13 protein-coding genes are annotated in these 16198 nt (G+C 32.8%); 6 read left to right on the top strand and 7 right to left on the bottom strand.

From position 1 onward, the window contains the following. Positions 1-40: 40 nt before the first annotated feature. From E0F76_RS01805 to E0F76_RS01790, 4 genes are all read right to left on the bottom strand, one after another. Positions 41-874, bottom strand: a complete 834-nt coding sequence (locus tag E0F76_RS01805) for a sialate O-acetylesterase (RefSeq protein ID WP_132000668.1) — start codon at positions 872-874, stop codon at positions 41-43. A 33-nt stretch (positions 875-907) separates the two neighbouring features. Next, positions 908-3367 (bottom strand): glycoside hydrolase family 95 protein, encoded by a 2460-nt coding sequence (locus E0F76_RS01800; protein ID WP_132000666.1) that lies wholly within the window; start codon positions 3365-3367, stop codon positions 908-910. A 719-nt stretch (positions 3368-4086) separates the two neighbouring features. Next, the gene (locus E0F76_RS01795) at positions 4087-6018 is read right to left on the bottom strand and encodes a RagB/SusD family nutrient uptake outer membrane protein (protein ID WP_132000664.1); all 1932 of its coding nucleotides are present in this window, start codon (positions 6016-6018) and stop codon (positions 4087-4089) included. An 11-nt stretch (positions 6019-6029) separates the two neighbouring features. Continuing rightward, a complete protein-coding gene (locus E0F76_RS01790) occupies positions 6030-9098 on the bottom strand; it encodes a SusC/RagA family TonB-linked outer membrane protein (protein ID WP_132000662.1) in 3069 nt (1022 codons plus the stop codon). Between the two features lie 290 nt (positions 9099-9388). Between E0F76_RS01790 and E0F76_RS01785 the strand changes: the two genes are divergently transcribed. The 4 genes from E0F76_RS01785 (at position 9389) to E0F76_RS01770 (ending at position 11551) form a co-directional block, all read left to right on the top strand. Further along, positions 9389-9739, top strand: coding sequence for a PAS domain-containing protein (locus tag E0F76_RS01785; protein WP_132000660.1), 351 nt, complete (start codon positions 9389-9391; stop codon positions 9737-9739). 175 nt (positions 9740-9914) lie between these two features. Further along, a complete protein-coding gene (locus E0F76_RS01780) occupies positions 9915-10256 on the top strand; it encodes a PAS domain-containing protein (protein WP_165932615.1) in 342 nt (113 codons plus the stop codon). Further along, positions 10228-10581 (top strand): PAS domain-containing protein, encoded by a 354-nt coding sequence (locus E0F76_RS01775; RefSeq protein ID WP_132000656.1) that lies wholly within the window; start codon positions 10228-10230, stop codon positions 10579-10581. The genes E0F76_RS01780 and E0F76_RS01775 overlap by 29 nt, the downstream gene beginning before the upstream one ends. A 481-nt stretch (positions 10582-11062) precedes the next feature. After that, positions 11063-11551: a hypothetical protein gene (locus tag E0F76_RS01770; RefSeq protein WP_132000654.1), complete on the top strand. Its 489-nt coding sequence runs from the start codon at positions 11063-11065 to the stop codon at positions 11549-11551. A gap of 27 nt (positions 11552-11578) precedes the next feature. On the opposite strand, the gene E0F76_RS01765 is transcribed toward E0F76_RS01770, so the two are convergent. The 3 genes from E0F76_RS01765 to E0F76_RS01755 all read right to left on the bottom strand — a co-directional run bounded on the left by E0F76_RS01765 (position 11579) and on the right by E0F76_RS01755 (position 13382). Beyond that, positions 11579-11965, bottom strand: coding sequence for a hypothetical protein (locus E0F76_RS01765; protein WP_132000652.1), 387 nt, complete (start codon positions 11963-11965; stop codon positions 11579-11581). A gap of 139 nt (positions 11966-12104) precedes the next feature. Then, positions 12105-12515 (bottom strand): BrxA/BrxB family bacilliredoxin, encoded by a 411-nt coding sequence (locus E0F76_RS01760; protein ID WP_132000650.1) that lies wholly within the window; start codon positions 12513-12515, stop codon positions 12105-12107. Positions 12516-12626: 111 nt separating this feature from the next. After that, positions 12627-13382 carry a transporter gene (locus E0F76_RS01755; RefSeq protein WP_132000648.1) on the bottom strand — a complete coding sequence of 252 codons (756 nt, stop codon included), beginning with the start codon at positions 13380-13382 and terminating at the stop codon, positions 12627-12629. 95 nt (positions 13383-13477) lie between these two features. On the opposite strand from E0F76_RS01755, the gene E0F76_RS01750 reads away from it, so the two are divergent. Next, on the top strand, positions 13478-15349 hold the full coding sequence (locus tag E0F76_RS01750) for an Nramp family divalent metal transporter (RefSeq protein ID WP_132000646.1): 1872 nt from the start codon (positions 13478-13480) through the stop codon (positions 15347-15349). A gap of 141 nt (positions 15350-15490) precedes the next feature. After that, positions 15491-16144, top strand: coding sequence for a metal-dependent transcriptional regulator (locus tag E0F76_RS01745; protein ID WP_132000644.1), 654 nt, complete (start codon positions 15491-15493; stop codon positions 16142-16144). Positions 16145-16198 lie beyond the last annotated feature (54 nt).

Raw genomic sequence — 16198 nt, 5'->3', positions numbered from 1 at the left:
GGAAAGCGAATATTTTTAGCAACAAAGCAAAATTTGTTTTTTATTTCTTTAATACCTCAAGCATCTTTGTAGCGTATCGTTTGCCTAACATTCTATATCCTTCGGCAGTAAAATGAAGATTATCCGCAGCATCTGGACATCCGCTTGAAGAAATCACATATGAATTTGGAATTACTTCTGGCAAAGTGGCAATAATTGTATTCATACTTGCACAAACACCACCTTGGTCAGCATGTACCACTTCACCTGCTAACAATGGTGTGTTTTCAGCTTTAAGATTTAAATCCTTTAAAAGGTTATCATAAACAATTTTTACTTTTTTTGTCCAAAGAGTATCATTGGTGTTCGATTCGCCTTGATGCAATAATATCCCTTTTATAACCCCATCTTTCTGAGCTATTTTAGCCATTTCTACTAATCTAGCATACGGATTTCCATCGTACTGAGCTACTGTGGATTTCAACCACTGTGGAGACGAACTTACATAGGACTCATAATTATCTTTGTCAAAAAGTTCAATTTTACATCCTCCTACGGCTACATTTATAACACCCACTTTTACATCACTAGGAAGATTTGCAATCATTTCTCTACCAAAATAATCGGCAGGAGTAAGACCTGTAGTACAACGTGTCAATGGCGGAACAGCAGTATACCATTGTCCTTTTTTTCTATTCAAATTCTCGCAATCTACCGCTTCTAGCACCTTAAATCTTTTATTGACTAGAGTATCTTGTGGTTCAAACTTGGCATTTCCTTCCATATTCGATTGTCCGAAGCACAAGTAAATATGAAATTTTGGATTTTGTGCAGACGCATTTGACACACAAAATAATACTGTTATAACAAACAGGAAATTCAATTTTTTTTTCATTTTAGTGATGTATTTAGATTTTATAAAATTGTTTTATTTACTAACAAATGTGTACATATTCCCTTTTTTTGTTGAAATATCAACCAAAAAGGTTGGTTTCAGTTCCAGCAGCTTTATAGTAGATTCTTTTGATATAATTGGTTCTACGGTTTCATTTACAAAATAGAAAGGATTCGGATTTTCTCCTTTGGCAATTTCCAAATCGGCACCTGATTTTTCTTTCATACTATTTGGCAAGCGCAACCTTAGATTACCTCCTAATGTTGATTTAACAACTAGTTTATAAATTTTAGCATCTTTCCAAACCATTTCAACAATTTCAAACCCACCACGAGCACGAATTCCTTCTATGGTTCCTGCACTCCAAACATCAGGTAATGCAGGCAATAAATGGATAGCGCCATCTGAACTTTGGATTAACATTTCTGTTATTCCAGAAGTACAACCAAAATTTCCATCTATCTGAAATGGGGGATGCGCATCAAAAAGGTTGTTATAAGTTCCTCCACCGCCGCGATTTACTCCCAAGGGGGTTAGTTGATTTTTTATAAGTGTATAAGCATGATTACCGTCTTGCAATTTGGCCCACCAGTTTATTTTCCAACCCATACTCCAACCTGTTGACACATCTCCACGTTGCAATAAAGTATTTTTTGATGCTGCAAATAATTCTGGAGTTTTGTATGCTGATATTTGATTCGATGGAAACAATCCATATAAATGGGACACATGGCGGTGATTGTCTTTTGGATCATCAATATCGTCTAACCATTCTTGAAGTTGATTGTGTTTACCGATATGCATTGGTGCCAATCGACTGCGTATTCCTTTTAAAGTATCTATCAAAGTAGCATCTTCTTTAAGTATTTCTGCTGCGCGAATAGTTGTATTGAAAACATCAGTCACGATTTGAGTATCCATTGTTGTTCCAGCATCTAGTGATGATCCATTATGAGCTTGCGGAGCATTCTCTGGCGAATTACCAGGATTTACAACCATCCATTTGTATTTTGGATGATCTACTAGAAAATCAACATAAAATAAGGCTGCTCCTTTTAGAACTGGATAAATATCTTTCAAAAATTCTTTGTCTCCAGAATAAAGATAATGATCCCATAAATGCTGACTTGCCCATCCGCCGCCAGCAGTCCATAATCCCCAAAAAGCGCCATCTACAGCTCCTGTTGCACGCCAAATATCAGTATTGTGGTGTGCCATCCAGCCTCTTGCACCATACATTGTTTTAGCAGTTTCTTTACCAGTTTCAGCTAAATCTTTTACCATTTGTAAAAAAGGCTCGTGCAACTCTGAAAGATTTGTTTTTTCGGCTGGCCAATAATTCATCTCCGCATTAATATTGATGGTGTATTTACTATCCCATGATGGATTAAGGTTATTATTCCATATTCCTTGCAAATTTGCGGGTTGTCCTCCAGGTTGAGAAGACGAAATAAGTAAATAGCGTCCATACTGATAATACAATGCTACAAATTGTGGGTCATTTGTATTTCTAAAATTTTCCAAACGTTCATCAGTAGGCAAATTAACTGCCGAAGTTGTTCCTAAATCAAGTTTAACCCGATTGAAATATTTTTGATATGCTAGAATATGTTCTTTTTTAAGTTTTTGATAAGGCTTCCCAAAAGCCTTATTCAAATAATCTAAAGCACGTTGATTTTCATTACCACTTACGTCATGATAATTATTAAAATTAGTCGCTATCGATATATATAATGTAGCTGAATTTGCCCCTTTTACGGTAAGCGAATTTTCGGTTTGTTCTAATGTCCCTTTATCTAATTTAATACGAGTGATTCCTTTAAATTTAATTAAACTGGCAACACCTTCATGATCACTTGTAGTTCCTGAAATTTCCAAATCTTTTGAACCGCTAACAGCAAATCTTTTAATTTTATGTGGCGAAGTATAATTGGCCGTAAATGAAATACTTGCTTTTTTGTCCGCTGTAAGATGTATTACAATTACCCTTTCAGAAAATGACACAAATGCTTCTCTTGTATAAGTTACACCCTCAACAACATAACTTGTTTTTGAAATAGCTTTCTCAATGTCAAGTTCACGTTTATAATTTGAATACTTTTCATGTCCTTCAAAATTCAAATTAAGATTCCCGACAGGCTGAAACATTTGACCATGTGACTTTTTAGATATAAAAGCTTCATTAGCTAATTTTTCAGCATCCATATGTTTTCCATCAAAAATCAATTTTCTAATTTCTGGCAGAGCAGCTAAAGCCTTTGGATTATCATTTCTATTTGGTCCGCCTGTCCAAACTGTATTTTCATTCAATTGAATAATTTCGTTTTCAACATTTCCATATACCATAGCTCCTAAAAAACCATTACCAATAGGCAAAGCATTTTCCCAGATTTTACCTGATGGTTCATTGTACCATAGTTTAAGATTTTGACCATTCTGTGAAGAAGCGATCAAAAATTCAAAAAGCAATGCTAATAAAATTATTTTTTTCATTTTAATTAATAAAATAAGATTAATTAATAAGTTTTTAAATATACAAAAAAATACGTGTAAAAAACACACTTAAAATTTAAACAAAAATCCATAACATATTATGATTTATATATTAAAAAAACATTAATTATTACTCTAGTTAGGCCCTAAATAACAAAGTAGAAAACCATCTATCCATATTTTTTTTGAACTATACCTAGTTTAATTATCCAAACTTTAAGATTTGAAAACCTGTTTATGCACTTTTAACTTAAATAATTAGACCTATCTTGATCCACAACGGATTTGTTCCAAGATAGAGTTGGAATATCATAGGGCTCTTGATTTTCAATAGAAATTCCTAACTTAATAACTCATTCACATATAAAATGGAGTAATGGTGCGCAATTAAAATGACAATCAGTATTACGAAAATAAACTCTAATTAAATAAGGTGTTTTTATCTAAATTTCAACAAACTTTTAAATATCTAGTTATTAATAAAGATTGTGTTTAAAAAAAAGTCGAGAGTAACCAGCTCTCGACTTTATGTAAAAACAAACTACTAACTAATTATAAAGGTAAAAGGTTAAATTTCTACATTCAAAACTCAACCTTTACCTAAATATTTTTATAGTTTACCCAATGAGGCAAACCTTTATAACATTATAATCAAAAAAAAATAGTTTTAATAGTATAACATTTACAGCTATTTGTTTTTCAATATTTATTAAAAACTATTACTTATAACCAGGATTTTGATAAGCCGCTTTTTCCTCAGCGGTCATAATCATACCATCAATCTGACCTTGAGGTATTGGACGAAGATATAAGTAATTAGATATTGTTCTAGTTATTGTTTTTGGAGTATGATCTCCTTTAGTAGCCCCGCAAATTTCATAAGACGAAGCTAATTCACCCCATTTTTGTGTACGAACTAAATCAAACCAACGATATCCTTCTGCATAATATTCACGAGAACGTTCAGCTAAAATATAATTTACAGTTAAATTTGCAGGTGTAGCAGCAATCATTGCAGCACTATTATCTGCTATTTTTGCTACATTTCCATTATTATCAAAACGCCATTTTCCAGCACGTGCTCTAATAACATTAATTAAACTTAGTGCACTTTTATCTCCCTGAGTTGTTGCTCCTTTTACGGCAGCTTCTGCAGCTATAAAATATAATTCAGAAAATTTAGCAATATTAAAAGGACGTGTTGAACCAGCATTAGGTTGTCCTAAACCAGTTCCACCATCTGTGCGATATGGTCCTAATTTCCAAAGTCCAGGATAAGTTATTCTACTTACACCACGTGGAGAAATAACATAATCAGATCTTCCAGGTAAAGTTCCTGCTCCAATATTACTTGCACCAGCGCCAGTTGAATAGGTTATTGATGTGGCTGGTTCATTATTTAAGAAAGTTAACACAGCATCTCCTGGAATAATTGGTAATCCATTTGCATTATTTAAACTTGCATCAGTCATTCCAGCTTTAGGCCAATTTGCACGATAGGTTGTAGTAAATGTTCCATCAAATCGAGAATCATTTGTTTTATCTGCAAAAGTGTTTTCGATAACACCTATAGTAGGGCACATACGAGTCCAAGGTCTTCCCAAGTGTTGTTCAGCTTCACGTTGAACAGTACTTTTTCCAGAACTTCTAAGTTCAGTATAATTCCAAGTCATCATCCAACCTGCAAAATTATCAGGAGCACCACCACCTCCGTAAGTCAAACTTGATCCATTATAAAGCTCACTAGTTTCTGTATGATCTGCATATAAAACAATCTCAGCATTACGATCATTTTTACCTAAATTAACATCATAATAAGTGTTTTGTAATTTATAAGGCCCAGGATTATCAATACCTTCTGCTGCAACATTATATGCTTGTTGAAAATACCAAGCTGCATCATGTCCATCAGGGTCAACACGAGGTGTTTCAGGATAAGTAGGGATATTATTTGGGTTTTGTAACCACCAAGCATAAGTTAAATATGCCTTAGATAAATAAATTCTAGCTGCTGTTTTTGTCAAAGCACCTGTTACACGACCAGTGGCAGGCAAATTAGTAACCGCATTTTTTAAATCAGGAAAAATAGCTTTTGTATAAACTTGTGGAACTGTGTTTCTAACAGATGACCGTGAAGGAGTAATATTGAATTTAAGATCTCCAGAACCTAAATCTAAAGGGACTCCTCCATAAGTCTGAACTAACAAGAAATAATCAAAAGCACGAAAGAATCTCGCTTCAGCAATAAGTGATTCTGCAACACCTACTAACGCTCCATTTTCAATAATACCACTTGCAGTATTAATATTAGAATAAACATTCCCCCAAACTATTCCTGTTGGATAACTTGTAGGAGTCAATGAACCAACTCCAGATAAATCCATATCTTTAAAGTTTCCATCTGCACTTTGTGCATAAGTAGCTTCATCGGTACCTGTTACACAAGAATTGTAATAATAAGCTTGACCGTACATGTTTCTCAAATTATAATATAGAGAAGTTAATCCTCCATTTACTCCTTTTTCTGTTTTAAAATATTCAGGTGTAAAAGTAGCTCTTGGCTTTTCATTCAAAACATCGGAGCAGCTAGTTACAAGCAAAGACATAAAGACTGTTGCTGTAATAAAAGTTTTTATTTGTATCTTTTTCATTGTTTTGATTTTTAAAATGTTAAATTAAGACCGAACACTACATTTTTTGTGGATGGTGTATTAGCACCAATCGTTAATATACGGCTTAAATTATTACTAAGATTTACTGCTGCATTTTCGTTTCCTAAAGAGTTGGACTCTGGATCCATTCCTGATTCTTTATTATAATCAGAGAAAAACACGAATGGATTTTGGACAGTACAGTATAAACGCAATTTTTGGAGTCCTAACCCTTCTAACATTTGTTTTTTGAAGTTATACCCTAAAGTTATAGTTCTTATTTTTAAATAGGTACCGTCAAAATATCCTAATGTCGAACCATATTTTGGATTATCTCCACTTTGAATTCCTCCTGGTGCTGGATATGTAGCATCTGTATTATCTGCAGTATAATAATCAACTTTAACATTAGCTCTACGTCCTGAAAGTAAATTAAGATAACCTCCAGAACCATATAAAGTACTATTGATTAAACCTCCACTTCTAAAAACACCAACAGCACTCAAATCAAATCCTTTATAAGTGAAACGAGTATTTAAACCCCCAACAAAATCAGGATCAACATTCAATATCTGACGATCTGCTGCGCCTATCTGCCTTGTTGGCGTACCATCTGCATTTAAATCTCCAGTATATTTTACTTTAATCATACCAACATTTCCTCCTGGTTCATACTTAGTTAGATTTGCATCATCTTTTTGCCACAATCCAATTTTTTCATAATCAAAAATTGAATTAATAGAGTGACCTACAAACCACCAGTTTCCTTCATCTCTATCTTGTCCTGAAGCAAGTGAAACAATTTTATTTTTATTTGCAGAAATATTTACACCTAATTCCCAAGTCAAGCCATTAGGATTATCTAATATTATTCCGTTTAAAGCCACTTCAAAACCTTTATTTTCAGTTGCACCAATATTAGCAGTGTACGAACCTACACCAGCAGTTGAAGGCAAACTTACTCCTAATAATAGGTCTTTTGTTTGAGTATTATAATACTCAACTGTACCCGTTAATCTATTTTTCAGAATAGCAAAATCTAAACCATAATTCCAAGTCTGAGAAAACTCCCATCCTAAATCTGGACTTGGCAATCTATTTACATAATAACCTGTAGCATAATTAGTATTGCCAAAATTGTATTTTACAGGCGCTAAACTCCCTAAAGTTTGATAAGGACTTACAGCCTGATTAGAAGTTTCACCATAACCTACACGAATTTTTAAAGCATCAATAGCCTTAACATTTTTCATAAATGACTCATTCATAATATTCCATCCTGCAGAAACTGCGGGATAAGTATGCCATTTATGACCTGGCGCTAGTCTTGAAGATCCATCTGAACGCACAGTAGCAGTTATCATATATTTGTTATCATAGGTATACATACCTCTAGCCATATATGACCTTAATCCACCTTGAGTATAATTTCCATCATTTGCTACAATTTCTCCATTAGCATTTCTTAAATTATAAAACTGAAAATCATCTGATGCAATATCTTTTGCAGAAAAACTGGAGCTGTTATAGTTGTTAGTCTCGTTAGAATACAATCCTACAAAATTAACTTTATGTTTTTCAGCAAATGTTCTATCATAAGTAATTAAATTTTCAAGTAGTAGATTTGTAGAGATCGAACTGTTAACATTTGCAGAAGAAATAGTTGTTGGATTCACATTAAACACACCTTCTCCAGTATAACTTCCGCCAAAATTTGCACGAAAATTTAAACCTAAATTAATACGGTATTTTAAACCTTCAACTCCAGGAATTTTAACCTCTCCAAAAATATTATTATAAGAACCAAATGCTCTAGTTTGATCAATATATTTATCTCCTAAACCTTTTAAAACATCTTTTGTGGTAACAAAAGCATCATCAGCCCCCATATGCACAACTCTTTTCAAACTTCCATCAGCGTTGTAGGGATCTGTAATTGGCGACATACTCAATACTCCTCCAACACCCAAACCATTTCCATTATTTACTGAATAATTATTGTTTGTTGAGAAACCGAATTTAAAAGCTCCAATTTCTTGATTTAGGGAACCATTCATTGTGATACGCTCATAATTCTGACCTGGAATAACAGCTTCATCTTTATAATATCCTAAACCATAATTATATGCGCCATATTCAGAACCACCTGAAACACCCATGTCATGACTCGTAACTGTGCCTGTTGTATATAATAATTTTTGCCAATTCGTATCTACATTATCAAATTCATCTGTACCATTTGAATACCTATTTGCTAATTTTCGTAATTTCACAAATTCAGCTCCATTCATTAATGGATATTCTCCAAAAACACGCTTTGTACCATAATATTGATTATACGTAAATTGTGCTTTTTGTCCTTTTTTACCGCCAATTGAAGTTACTAAAATTACACCATTTGCTCCTCTCGAACCATAAATAGCAGTAGCAGAAGCGTCTTTCAAAATGTCAATACTCTTAATATTATTTGGATTAATATCTGAAATATTACCAGAAAACGGAACACCATCTAATACTACCAATGGATTATTATCAGCACTCAATGAACGAGTTCCACGAATTCTAATTTGCATATTAGCACCAGGTTTTGTAGAAGTTTGAGAAATATCAACTCCTGTCAAACGCCCTTGAAGTGCTTGTGAAATATTAGCAGCTGGTATTTCTCTTAATTCTTCAGCATTCATAGAAACTACAGAACCAGTTACTGCTTCTTTTCTTTGTGTTCCATATCCGATAACTACGACCTCACTTAATGTACTTAATTCCTGTTCGAGGATTACATTAATTCGGGTTTGTCCTTTTACAGTAACTTCTTTGTTTTTTAAACCTACAAAGGTAAAAACTAGTGTTCCACCTGTAGGTATATTATTGATGGAATAAGTTCCATCAATGGTTGTGGTTATTCCATTATTTGTACCTTTAAGAATAACATTGGCTCCTGGAATTGGTCCAGATGCATCGGATACTGTTCCCGTAATTGTGGATTGGGCATTAACCCCTGAAGTGATAATAAACATGAGGAGTAGGTAAGCCAGATGTTTGAAATGTTTTGATTTGCTTTTGATTAAAAAGTTCGTCATAGTTAATCGATTTAATTGGTTAGTTAAGTGTGAAATTTTCTATTTATTGTTAGCTTTTGGGGTGCCGCAAAAAACAATAACTAAAAAATTGAATTCACAAATATATATAAAAAACAATAAAGCGCAATCGGTTGTGTGAAATATTTTTTTCCAAAATCAAAAATTTATATGGTAAAATATTACATTATCTCTTGTTTTATGAGGTTTTACTAATGATTTGATTTATCATGATATTTTTATAATTTTTCTCTATTTTTTTAAAAAACGTAAGTGCAATTAGTAAAAATTGATTGTTAAAAATCAAAATTTTTAAATTACACCCAAAGGGTTTGCATACTTATTTAGCTGTAAAATTCCCATCGTATGATACAGAAGGTAGAATAGGTGCTATTGGAGGTATTTCAACTGATATATCAGATAGAAAAAAACCCGAAGAATTACTACATGCAGCCAATAAATTTTTCAATGTCTCATTAGACATGTTGTTAATAGCCTCTAAAAATAAATTTATTAAAATCAACCCTTCAGTTACCAAAATTCTGGGTTATTCTGAAATGGAATTGTTAAGCAAACCTTTTCTCGATTTTGTTTACCCTGAAGACAATGAAATTACTTTAAATGAAGTTAAAAAACTTCAATAAGGTATTTCGACTGTCAATTTCGTATACAGATACATCTGGAAAGATGGTTCGTTAAAATGGATTTTATGGTATACATCTCGATCCTTCAACGGTATTTTTATATGCTTTTGCTAGAGATATTGCAGAGCAAAAAGAAAATGAATAATCTCTAAAAATTGCCGAGATGTTTTTTAAAATGTCATTCGATATCCTATCCGTTGCCAAAGACAATTATTTCATCAAAATCAATCCTGCTTTCACACGAACACTTGGCTATGACGAGAAAGATATTAAGAAAATTAAATTTATGGAATTAATACATCCCAACGATTTAGAGTATGCTAAAGAAGTTTTAGAAAAACACTGTCAAGGCATTCCAATTGTAATTTTTAGAGCGCGTTTTCTCTATAAAGATAAATCCTGTAGCTGGATAGAATGGAGCAGTAACATTGATAAAAAACTAGGAATATTTTATTCTGTTGGTCGGGATGTTTCTGACATAGTTCAATATGAAATCGAGAGAAATAGCCACAAATGAACTTTATCAAGACGAGGAAAAATTAAGATTAATTGTCGAAAATATTGGAGAAGTTGTTATTGCTGCTGATGCTGATAAAAAAATAATATTGGCCAGTGATATGGCCAATGACTTTTTTGGGATTAATGAAGACGATAAAATATCTTCAAACTTTGTCAAATATTTTCAGGTTTTCTTTCCTGATGAAAAAACCGTTTTCCCCTCTCAAAACCTGCTAATGGAACGTGCATTTAACGGAGAACCTACAGATGATATAGCAGTGTTGCTATGGAACCCTATTAAACTTGAAAAAAACGTGTTCTTCTTAGCGGAAGACTTTCAATAGATCAAGACGAAATTGTTGTGGCAGCTGTAGTAACGATAAAAGACATTAGCAAATACAAACAGTTATAGCAAGAACTCAAAGAAGCCGAATTAAAATACAGAAAATTGATTGGATTTAAATCGGGTAAAAATAAAAAAGAGTAATTATTGAATTGTTGGTTAAACTGCTAAATTTAAAATACGAATCATAATAGTTTCGATTCCAAAAAGGGTTTAAAATCATATTTTAATATCGTGGATAGGTTATGATTATGCTAGATTTTCAAATCCTTTAATGTTAATTCTTTCCTGAATTCAAATAGAAATCCAAATTTGCGTTGTACTTTGTTGAAATGATAAAGACATTTTTGAAATTAGTTTTTAAAGATAAAATAGTCTTTATTTGTTTGTGTTGATGAATAAGTCTTATTTGTCAATCATTCTATCTCAACTCCAAATAGGAGTCCATTTAATCATATTTTAACGCTATAAACCAAGAATCGATGAAAAAAATTACTTTCATTTCTACCATCTTTTTATGTTCAACACTAGCGTTTTCCCAATCGAATAAAGAGGGAATAGAGGGCATGAAAAAGAATGCAATCTCTTTTAATCTTTTGGGAACGACTCCTGTTATTGGAATAACCTACGAAAGAATTGTGTCTCAGTATATGAGTTTAGAACTAGGTGTTGGTATACCAGGAGTGGGAGTGGGAGTGAAAATAATGCCCTTTAAAATTAAAGAAAGCACTATGATGTTTACTACTGGTTTATCGACGATCTATGCGGATTATAAAGATGGCTTTTTGGCAAATGGTAAACGAGTACAACTATATGTGCCAATTGGGATAAGTTATTATGGGATAAAGGGTTTTAATTTTGGGTTAGACGTTGGGCCTAGTTATCGAATGTTTATTAAAGATTCAAATGATTATAATTCGGATAATGGTTTTATTCCTTGGGCGGGTCTTAAAATAGGAATGCGATTTTAAATTCAATTTTATAAGAAATTGTATTTTTTAATTTATCGCTGTACAAACCCCGTTGATACACTTGACTTCTTTTGGAGGCATGACAATCATACAATCAGAAAAAATCCCCGCTTGACTATTATATAGTTTATTCATTTCATTGTAGTTTTTCACCATTTTTTGCAATTTTGCCAAATCTATACTATTTGAAAAAACCAAATACGACCAAGGTCCGCCACAAGGTTTTGAACCAAAAGCAATATAACCACAGCCAACACTATCTGAACAAGAAAAGCTATTGATATAATTTTGAATTTCCTGTTTTTTGGTTTCTAATTGTGCTGCAGTTATAGTGTCTGATGAATCATTCGTGTCAGTACACTGAAAACTTTGAAGCATTAATGAAAGCACTAAAATTTTAAAAAACCACTTCATAATTATAACCTTAAGTGTTGTTTATGCTACCGTAAAGTTAAAAAAACATTTGCTAACAAATAGTTAAGATTCATCTAATTATTAAAAACAAAAAAGCACTAAATTAATAGTGCTTTTATTGTATTTATGCTTTAATTAATTAGCAATATTCGTTGAAAGCATCTTTCAAGTTATCAGCTATTAATTCAGCAGCACGACCTTCAATGTGATGACGCTCTAACATATGCACTAATTCACCATCTTTGAACAAAGCAATACTTGGTGAAGATGGAGGAAAGGGAAACATAAATCCTCTAGCAGCATCAACAGCATCTTTATCAACACCAGCAAAAACAGTGATTAATTGATCTGGTTTTTTTGCATTATCTAAACTCATTTTTGAACCTGGACGTGCATTTCTAGCAGCACATCCACAAACAGAGTTAACAACTACAAGAGTAGTTCCGGTCGCTTTCATTGCATTTTCAACTGCTTCAGCGGTATGTAAATCTTGAAAACCAGCAATTGTTAATTCAGCTTGCATTGGTAATACCATTTCTTCTGGATACATATTTTTATATTTTAAATATTGTTATTTTAATGCTGCAAAGTTACAAAGATTAAAAGCAAGATTTAATTTTCAATAATAAAGTTTTGTTATAGTTTAATAGAATGATTCTAATTAAGTCTTAAATCGGAACGAATATCCTACTGAAAAATAGTAATCGGGAGAAGTTGAAGACAATCCAAATCCACCAGATATATCTAATTGATGATTGTCATTAAATAAATAGGTCATGCCTAAATCAGAGCGATTATCAGGAACTCCAGTTTGAGGAATATATCCAAACAATTCAAAGTAGACCCCAATTTTTTCTGTGAGTGAATATCCTGAAGTTAGGGTGTAAATAAAAGTTGGCTTGTTTGTTTCTCCTTCCCACTCTGCCCCTAAATTATAACTCAAAGATTGTCTTTGGTTGATTGTATGTTGCATGGTGAATCGGAATTCGGGATAAAAATAATTCAACCTATACGCTGGCGAAGCCACTTTAGGAAATCCAAGATGGGCAATAAATGCAGTAGTTGGAAATATTCCTTTTTCTTCGAATAGCTTTGTTTTAAATCCAATTAAAATAGGACTAATTCCTGAAATAGTAATAGCGTTTTCTTTTAATTGAATATATTCTGTAATTAATCTCAGTTCAATAAAGTTGTTTATTCCGTATCGGGTTAGAATAGTTGGCGCTACGATAGTATACGAATTTTTGTTGTTTTGTTCGTATGAAAACCCATTTTCAAATTGAAAATAATGACGAGGCGTAATAAATGGACATTCGGTTTGGTCAGGACGATCTGTTTGTATTGAAGGTATAACTTGAGCAAAACCGTCCAATTGGACACTTAACATTATAAAAGTAGTGAGTAATATTTTTTCCATTTTAGAGTAAGATTAATATATTTTTAGACAAAACTAAAAAAAATATTTTTAAAATTTGAATTTTTAATTACATTTGTAAAAATATTTTTTTAAAAATGGGAAAATCACTCGAAGAAGTAAACGAATCCGTTTCGACTCAAAACAAAAAAACAGGTTTAAGAAAATTGCTTGCTTTTTTTGGGCCAGCCTATTTAATAAGTGTGGGTTATATGGATCCAGGAAACTGGGCAACTGATATTGCAGGAGGAAGTCAGTTTGGTTATGCCTTACTATGGGTTTTATTAATGAGTAATTTAATGGCTTTACTTTTACAAAGTTTAAGTGCTCGTTTAGGGATTGTAACCCAACGGGATTTAGCACAAGCTTCTCGAGAAACCTATTCGCCATTTATCAATTATATTCTTTATTTCTTGGCCGAAATTGCTATCGCAGCCTGTGATTTGGCCGAAGTATTAGGAATGGCAATTGGTATTAACTTATTGTTTGATATTCCGCTTATTGATGCCGTTTTAATAACAGTTTTAGATACTTTTTTATTGTTGTTTTTAATCAATAAAGGGATTCGTAAAATGGAAGCATTTATTATTGCATTAGTTGTAGTAATAGGGATGTCTTTTGTTTTCGAAATGTTTTTTGCTCAACCCGTAATGGGAGATGTCATGCGAGGCTTAATTCCTTCAATGCCTAATTCGGCAGCACTTTATATTGCTATTGGAATTATTGGTGCCACGGTAATGCCTCACAACCTCTACCTTCATTCCTCTTTAGTTCAAACTCGAAAATTCGACCGAACTCCAGCAGGAATTAAACAAGCTTTAAAGTATAATTTCATCGATAGCACGATAGCATTAAATTTAGCCTTTTTTGTAAATGCCGCCATTTTAATTTTGGCAGCAGCCACATTTCACAAAAATGGAATGTTCGATATTGCAGAAATACAAGATGCACATAAAATCATGGAACCCATTTTAGGGACAAAATGGGCGCCAATATTATTTGCAGTGGCATTAATAGCTGCAGGTCAAAGTTCTACAATTACTGGAACATTGGCGGGGCAAATCGTTATGGAAGGTTATTTGAATTTAAGGATTCAGCCTTGGGTTCGAAGAATTATTACCCGATTAATTGCCATCATTCCTGCGGTAATCGTCATCACAATTTTTGGTGAAAGTGTCACTGGAAAGCTGCTGATTTTGAGTCAGGTGATATTGAGTTTGCAATTGGGTTTCGCTATCATTCCGCTGATTCATTTTGTAAGTGATAAATCAAAAATGAAAGGTTTTCAAATTAGTAAAACAACCCAAATCGTTTCATGGGTTGTAGCTTTGATCATTGTTTCGTTAAACATAAAATTGGTGTATAATGAAATCGAAGGTTGGTTAGCGACTTCTGAAAACCCTGTTGTTTTATGGCTTACTGTCATTCCGCTTTCATTTGCTTTTTTAATTTTACTCCTTTATATCGTTTTTAAACCTGTTATTACTCGAGAAAAAATCGATATTCATAACCACTCGCCTCACAATTTAAAACTACAGTTTACTAATAAAGGAGGTTATGACAAGAAGAATATCGCAGTCACTGTTGATTTTACATCCTCAGACGAAGGGGCAATTAACAGTGCATTTGAATTAGGAGGTGCTGATGCCAATTACACCTTAATTCACGTGGTGGAAACAGTAGGAGCAATGGTGTACGGAAAAAACATTGAAGATCATGAAACACTTATTGATGCCAAATTATTGAAAGAGTATGAAAAAATGCTATCTGAAAAAGGATTTAAAGTGAAAACAGAATTGGGTTTTGGTACCCCAGTCAAAGTGATACCCGAAATTATTAATAAAGGTAATTTTGATGTTTTGGTTATGGGAACTCATGGACATACTGGATTCAAGGATTTGCTATTTGGGACTACTGTTGATAAGTTGAGACATAAAATTTCTATACCTTTGTTTATAGTTAAAAATTAAAAATAGTATTAAGATTACAGAATTAAGTGTCTAGACCTAAGAAGTAAGGTTTTTGTAAAAAGTCAAAAGTCTGCAATCTGTAATAATAATCTAAAATACCAATCTGAATTCTGCAATCTGAATTCTAAAATCTAAAATAAAATGACATTTTCAGAGGAAAATTATCTTAAAACTATATATCACCTTGCCGGTATTTCTGACTCGGACGTGAGCACGAATGCCATTGCTGAAATGATGGAGACTAAAGCATCATCAGTAACCGATATGCTTAGAAAGTTATGTGAAAAAAGCATGGTGAATTATAAAAAATACCAGGGCGTTTCCCTGACCGAAAAAGGGAAATTGTCCGCTAAAATGATCGTTCGGAAACACCGATTATGGGAAGTTTTTTTAGTCGAAAAATTAGATTTTTCTTGGGATGAGGTTCACGATATCGCAGAACAATTGGAGCATATTAAATCTGAAAAATTAATTAATAAACTTGATGATTTTCTTGGAAATCCAACCGAAGATCCTCACGGAGATCCAATTCCTAATGCCAAGGGTCAAATTATTACTATCGAAAAACACTTGCTCTCTGAATTAGCAGAAAATCAAAAAGGAATTTGTGTTGGTGTCAAGGATTCTTCTGCCGAATTCTTGAAATACTTAGACAAACAAGAAATTGCTTTGGGCTTCACAATTGAAATTTTAGCAAAAGAAATCTTCGATTTATCCCTTAGAATAAAAGTGGGTGCTAACGAATTATCCATTTCGAATAAAATTGCTGGAAATATATATGTTAAGGTTATCTGATTTTTGCTCTTTTGCCCAAAATAAAAACACTTTTATTGACAATATATTTTGAAG

Source organism: Flavobacterium cellulosilyticum (assembly GCF_004349355.1).
In the GTDB taxonomy this organism is placed as follows: Bacteria; Bacteroidota; Bacteroidia; order Flavobacteriales; family Flavobacteriaceae; genus Flavobacterium; species Flavobacterium cellulosilyticum.
This window is presented reverse-complemented; position numbering and strand designations above follow the sequence as displayed.

Coding starts and splice junctions, on each gene's coding strand:
- E0F76_RS01805 (WP_132000668.1), bottom strand. CDS start 874: ATGAAAAAAAAATTGAATTTCCTGTTTGTTATAACAGTATTATTTTGT.
- E0F76_RS01800 (WP_132000666.1), bottom strand. CDS start 3,367: ATGAAAAAAATAATTTTATTAGCATTGCTTTTTGAATTTTTGATCGCT.
- E0F76_RS01795 (WP_132000664.1), bottom strand. CDS start 6,018: ATGAAAAAGATACAAATAAAAACTTTTATTACAGCAACAGTCTTTATG.
- E0F76_RS01790 (WP_132000662.1), bottom strand. CDS start 9,098: ATGACGAACTTTTTAATCAAAAGCAAATCAAAACATTTCAAACATCTG.
- E0F76_RS01780 (WP_165932615.1), top strand. CDS start 9,915: ATGTCATTCGATATCCTATCCGTTGCCAAAGACAATTATTTCATCAAA.
- E0F76_RS01775 (WP_132000656.1), top strand. CDS start 10,228: ATGAAATCGAGAGAAATAGCCACAAATGAACTTTATCAAGACGAGGAA.
- E0F76_RS01770 (WP_132000654.1), top strand. CDS start 11,063: ATGAAAAAAATTACTTTCATTTCTACCATCTTTTTATGTTCAACACTA.
- E0F76_RS01765 (WP_132000652.1), bottom strand. CDS start 11,965: ATGAAGTGGTTTTTTAAAATTTTAGTGCTTTCATTAATGCTTCAAAGT.
- E0F76_RS01760 (WP_132000650.1), bottom strand. CDS start 12,515: ATGTATCCAGAAGAAATGGTATTACCAATGCAAGCTGAATTAACAATT.
- E0F76_RS01755 (WP_132000648.1), bottom strand. CDS start 13,382: ATGGAAAAAATATTACTCACTACTTTTATAATGTTAAGTGTCCAATTG.
- E0F76_RS01750 (WP_132000646.1), top strand. CDS start 13,478: ATGGGAAAATCACTCGAAGAAGTAAACGAATCCGTTTCGACTCAAAAC.
- E0F76_RS01745 (WP_132000644.1), top strand. CDS start 15,491: ATGACATTTTCAGAGGAAAATTATCTTAAAACTATATATCACCTTGCC.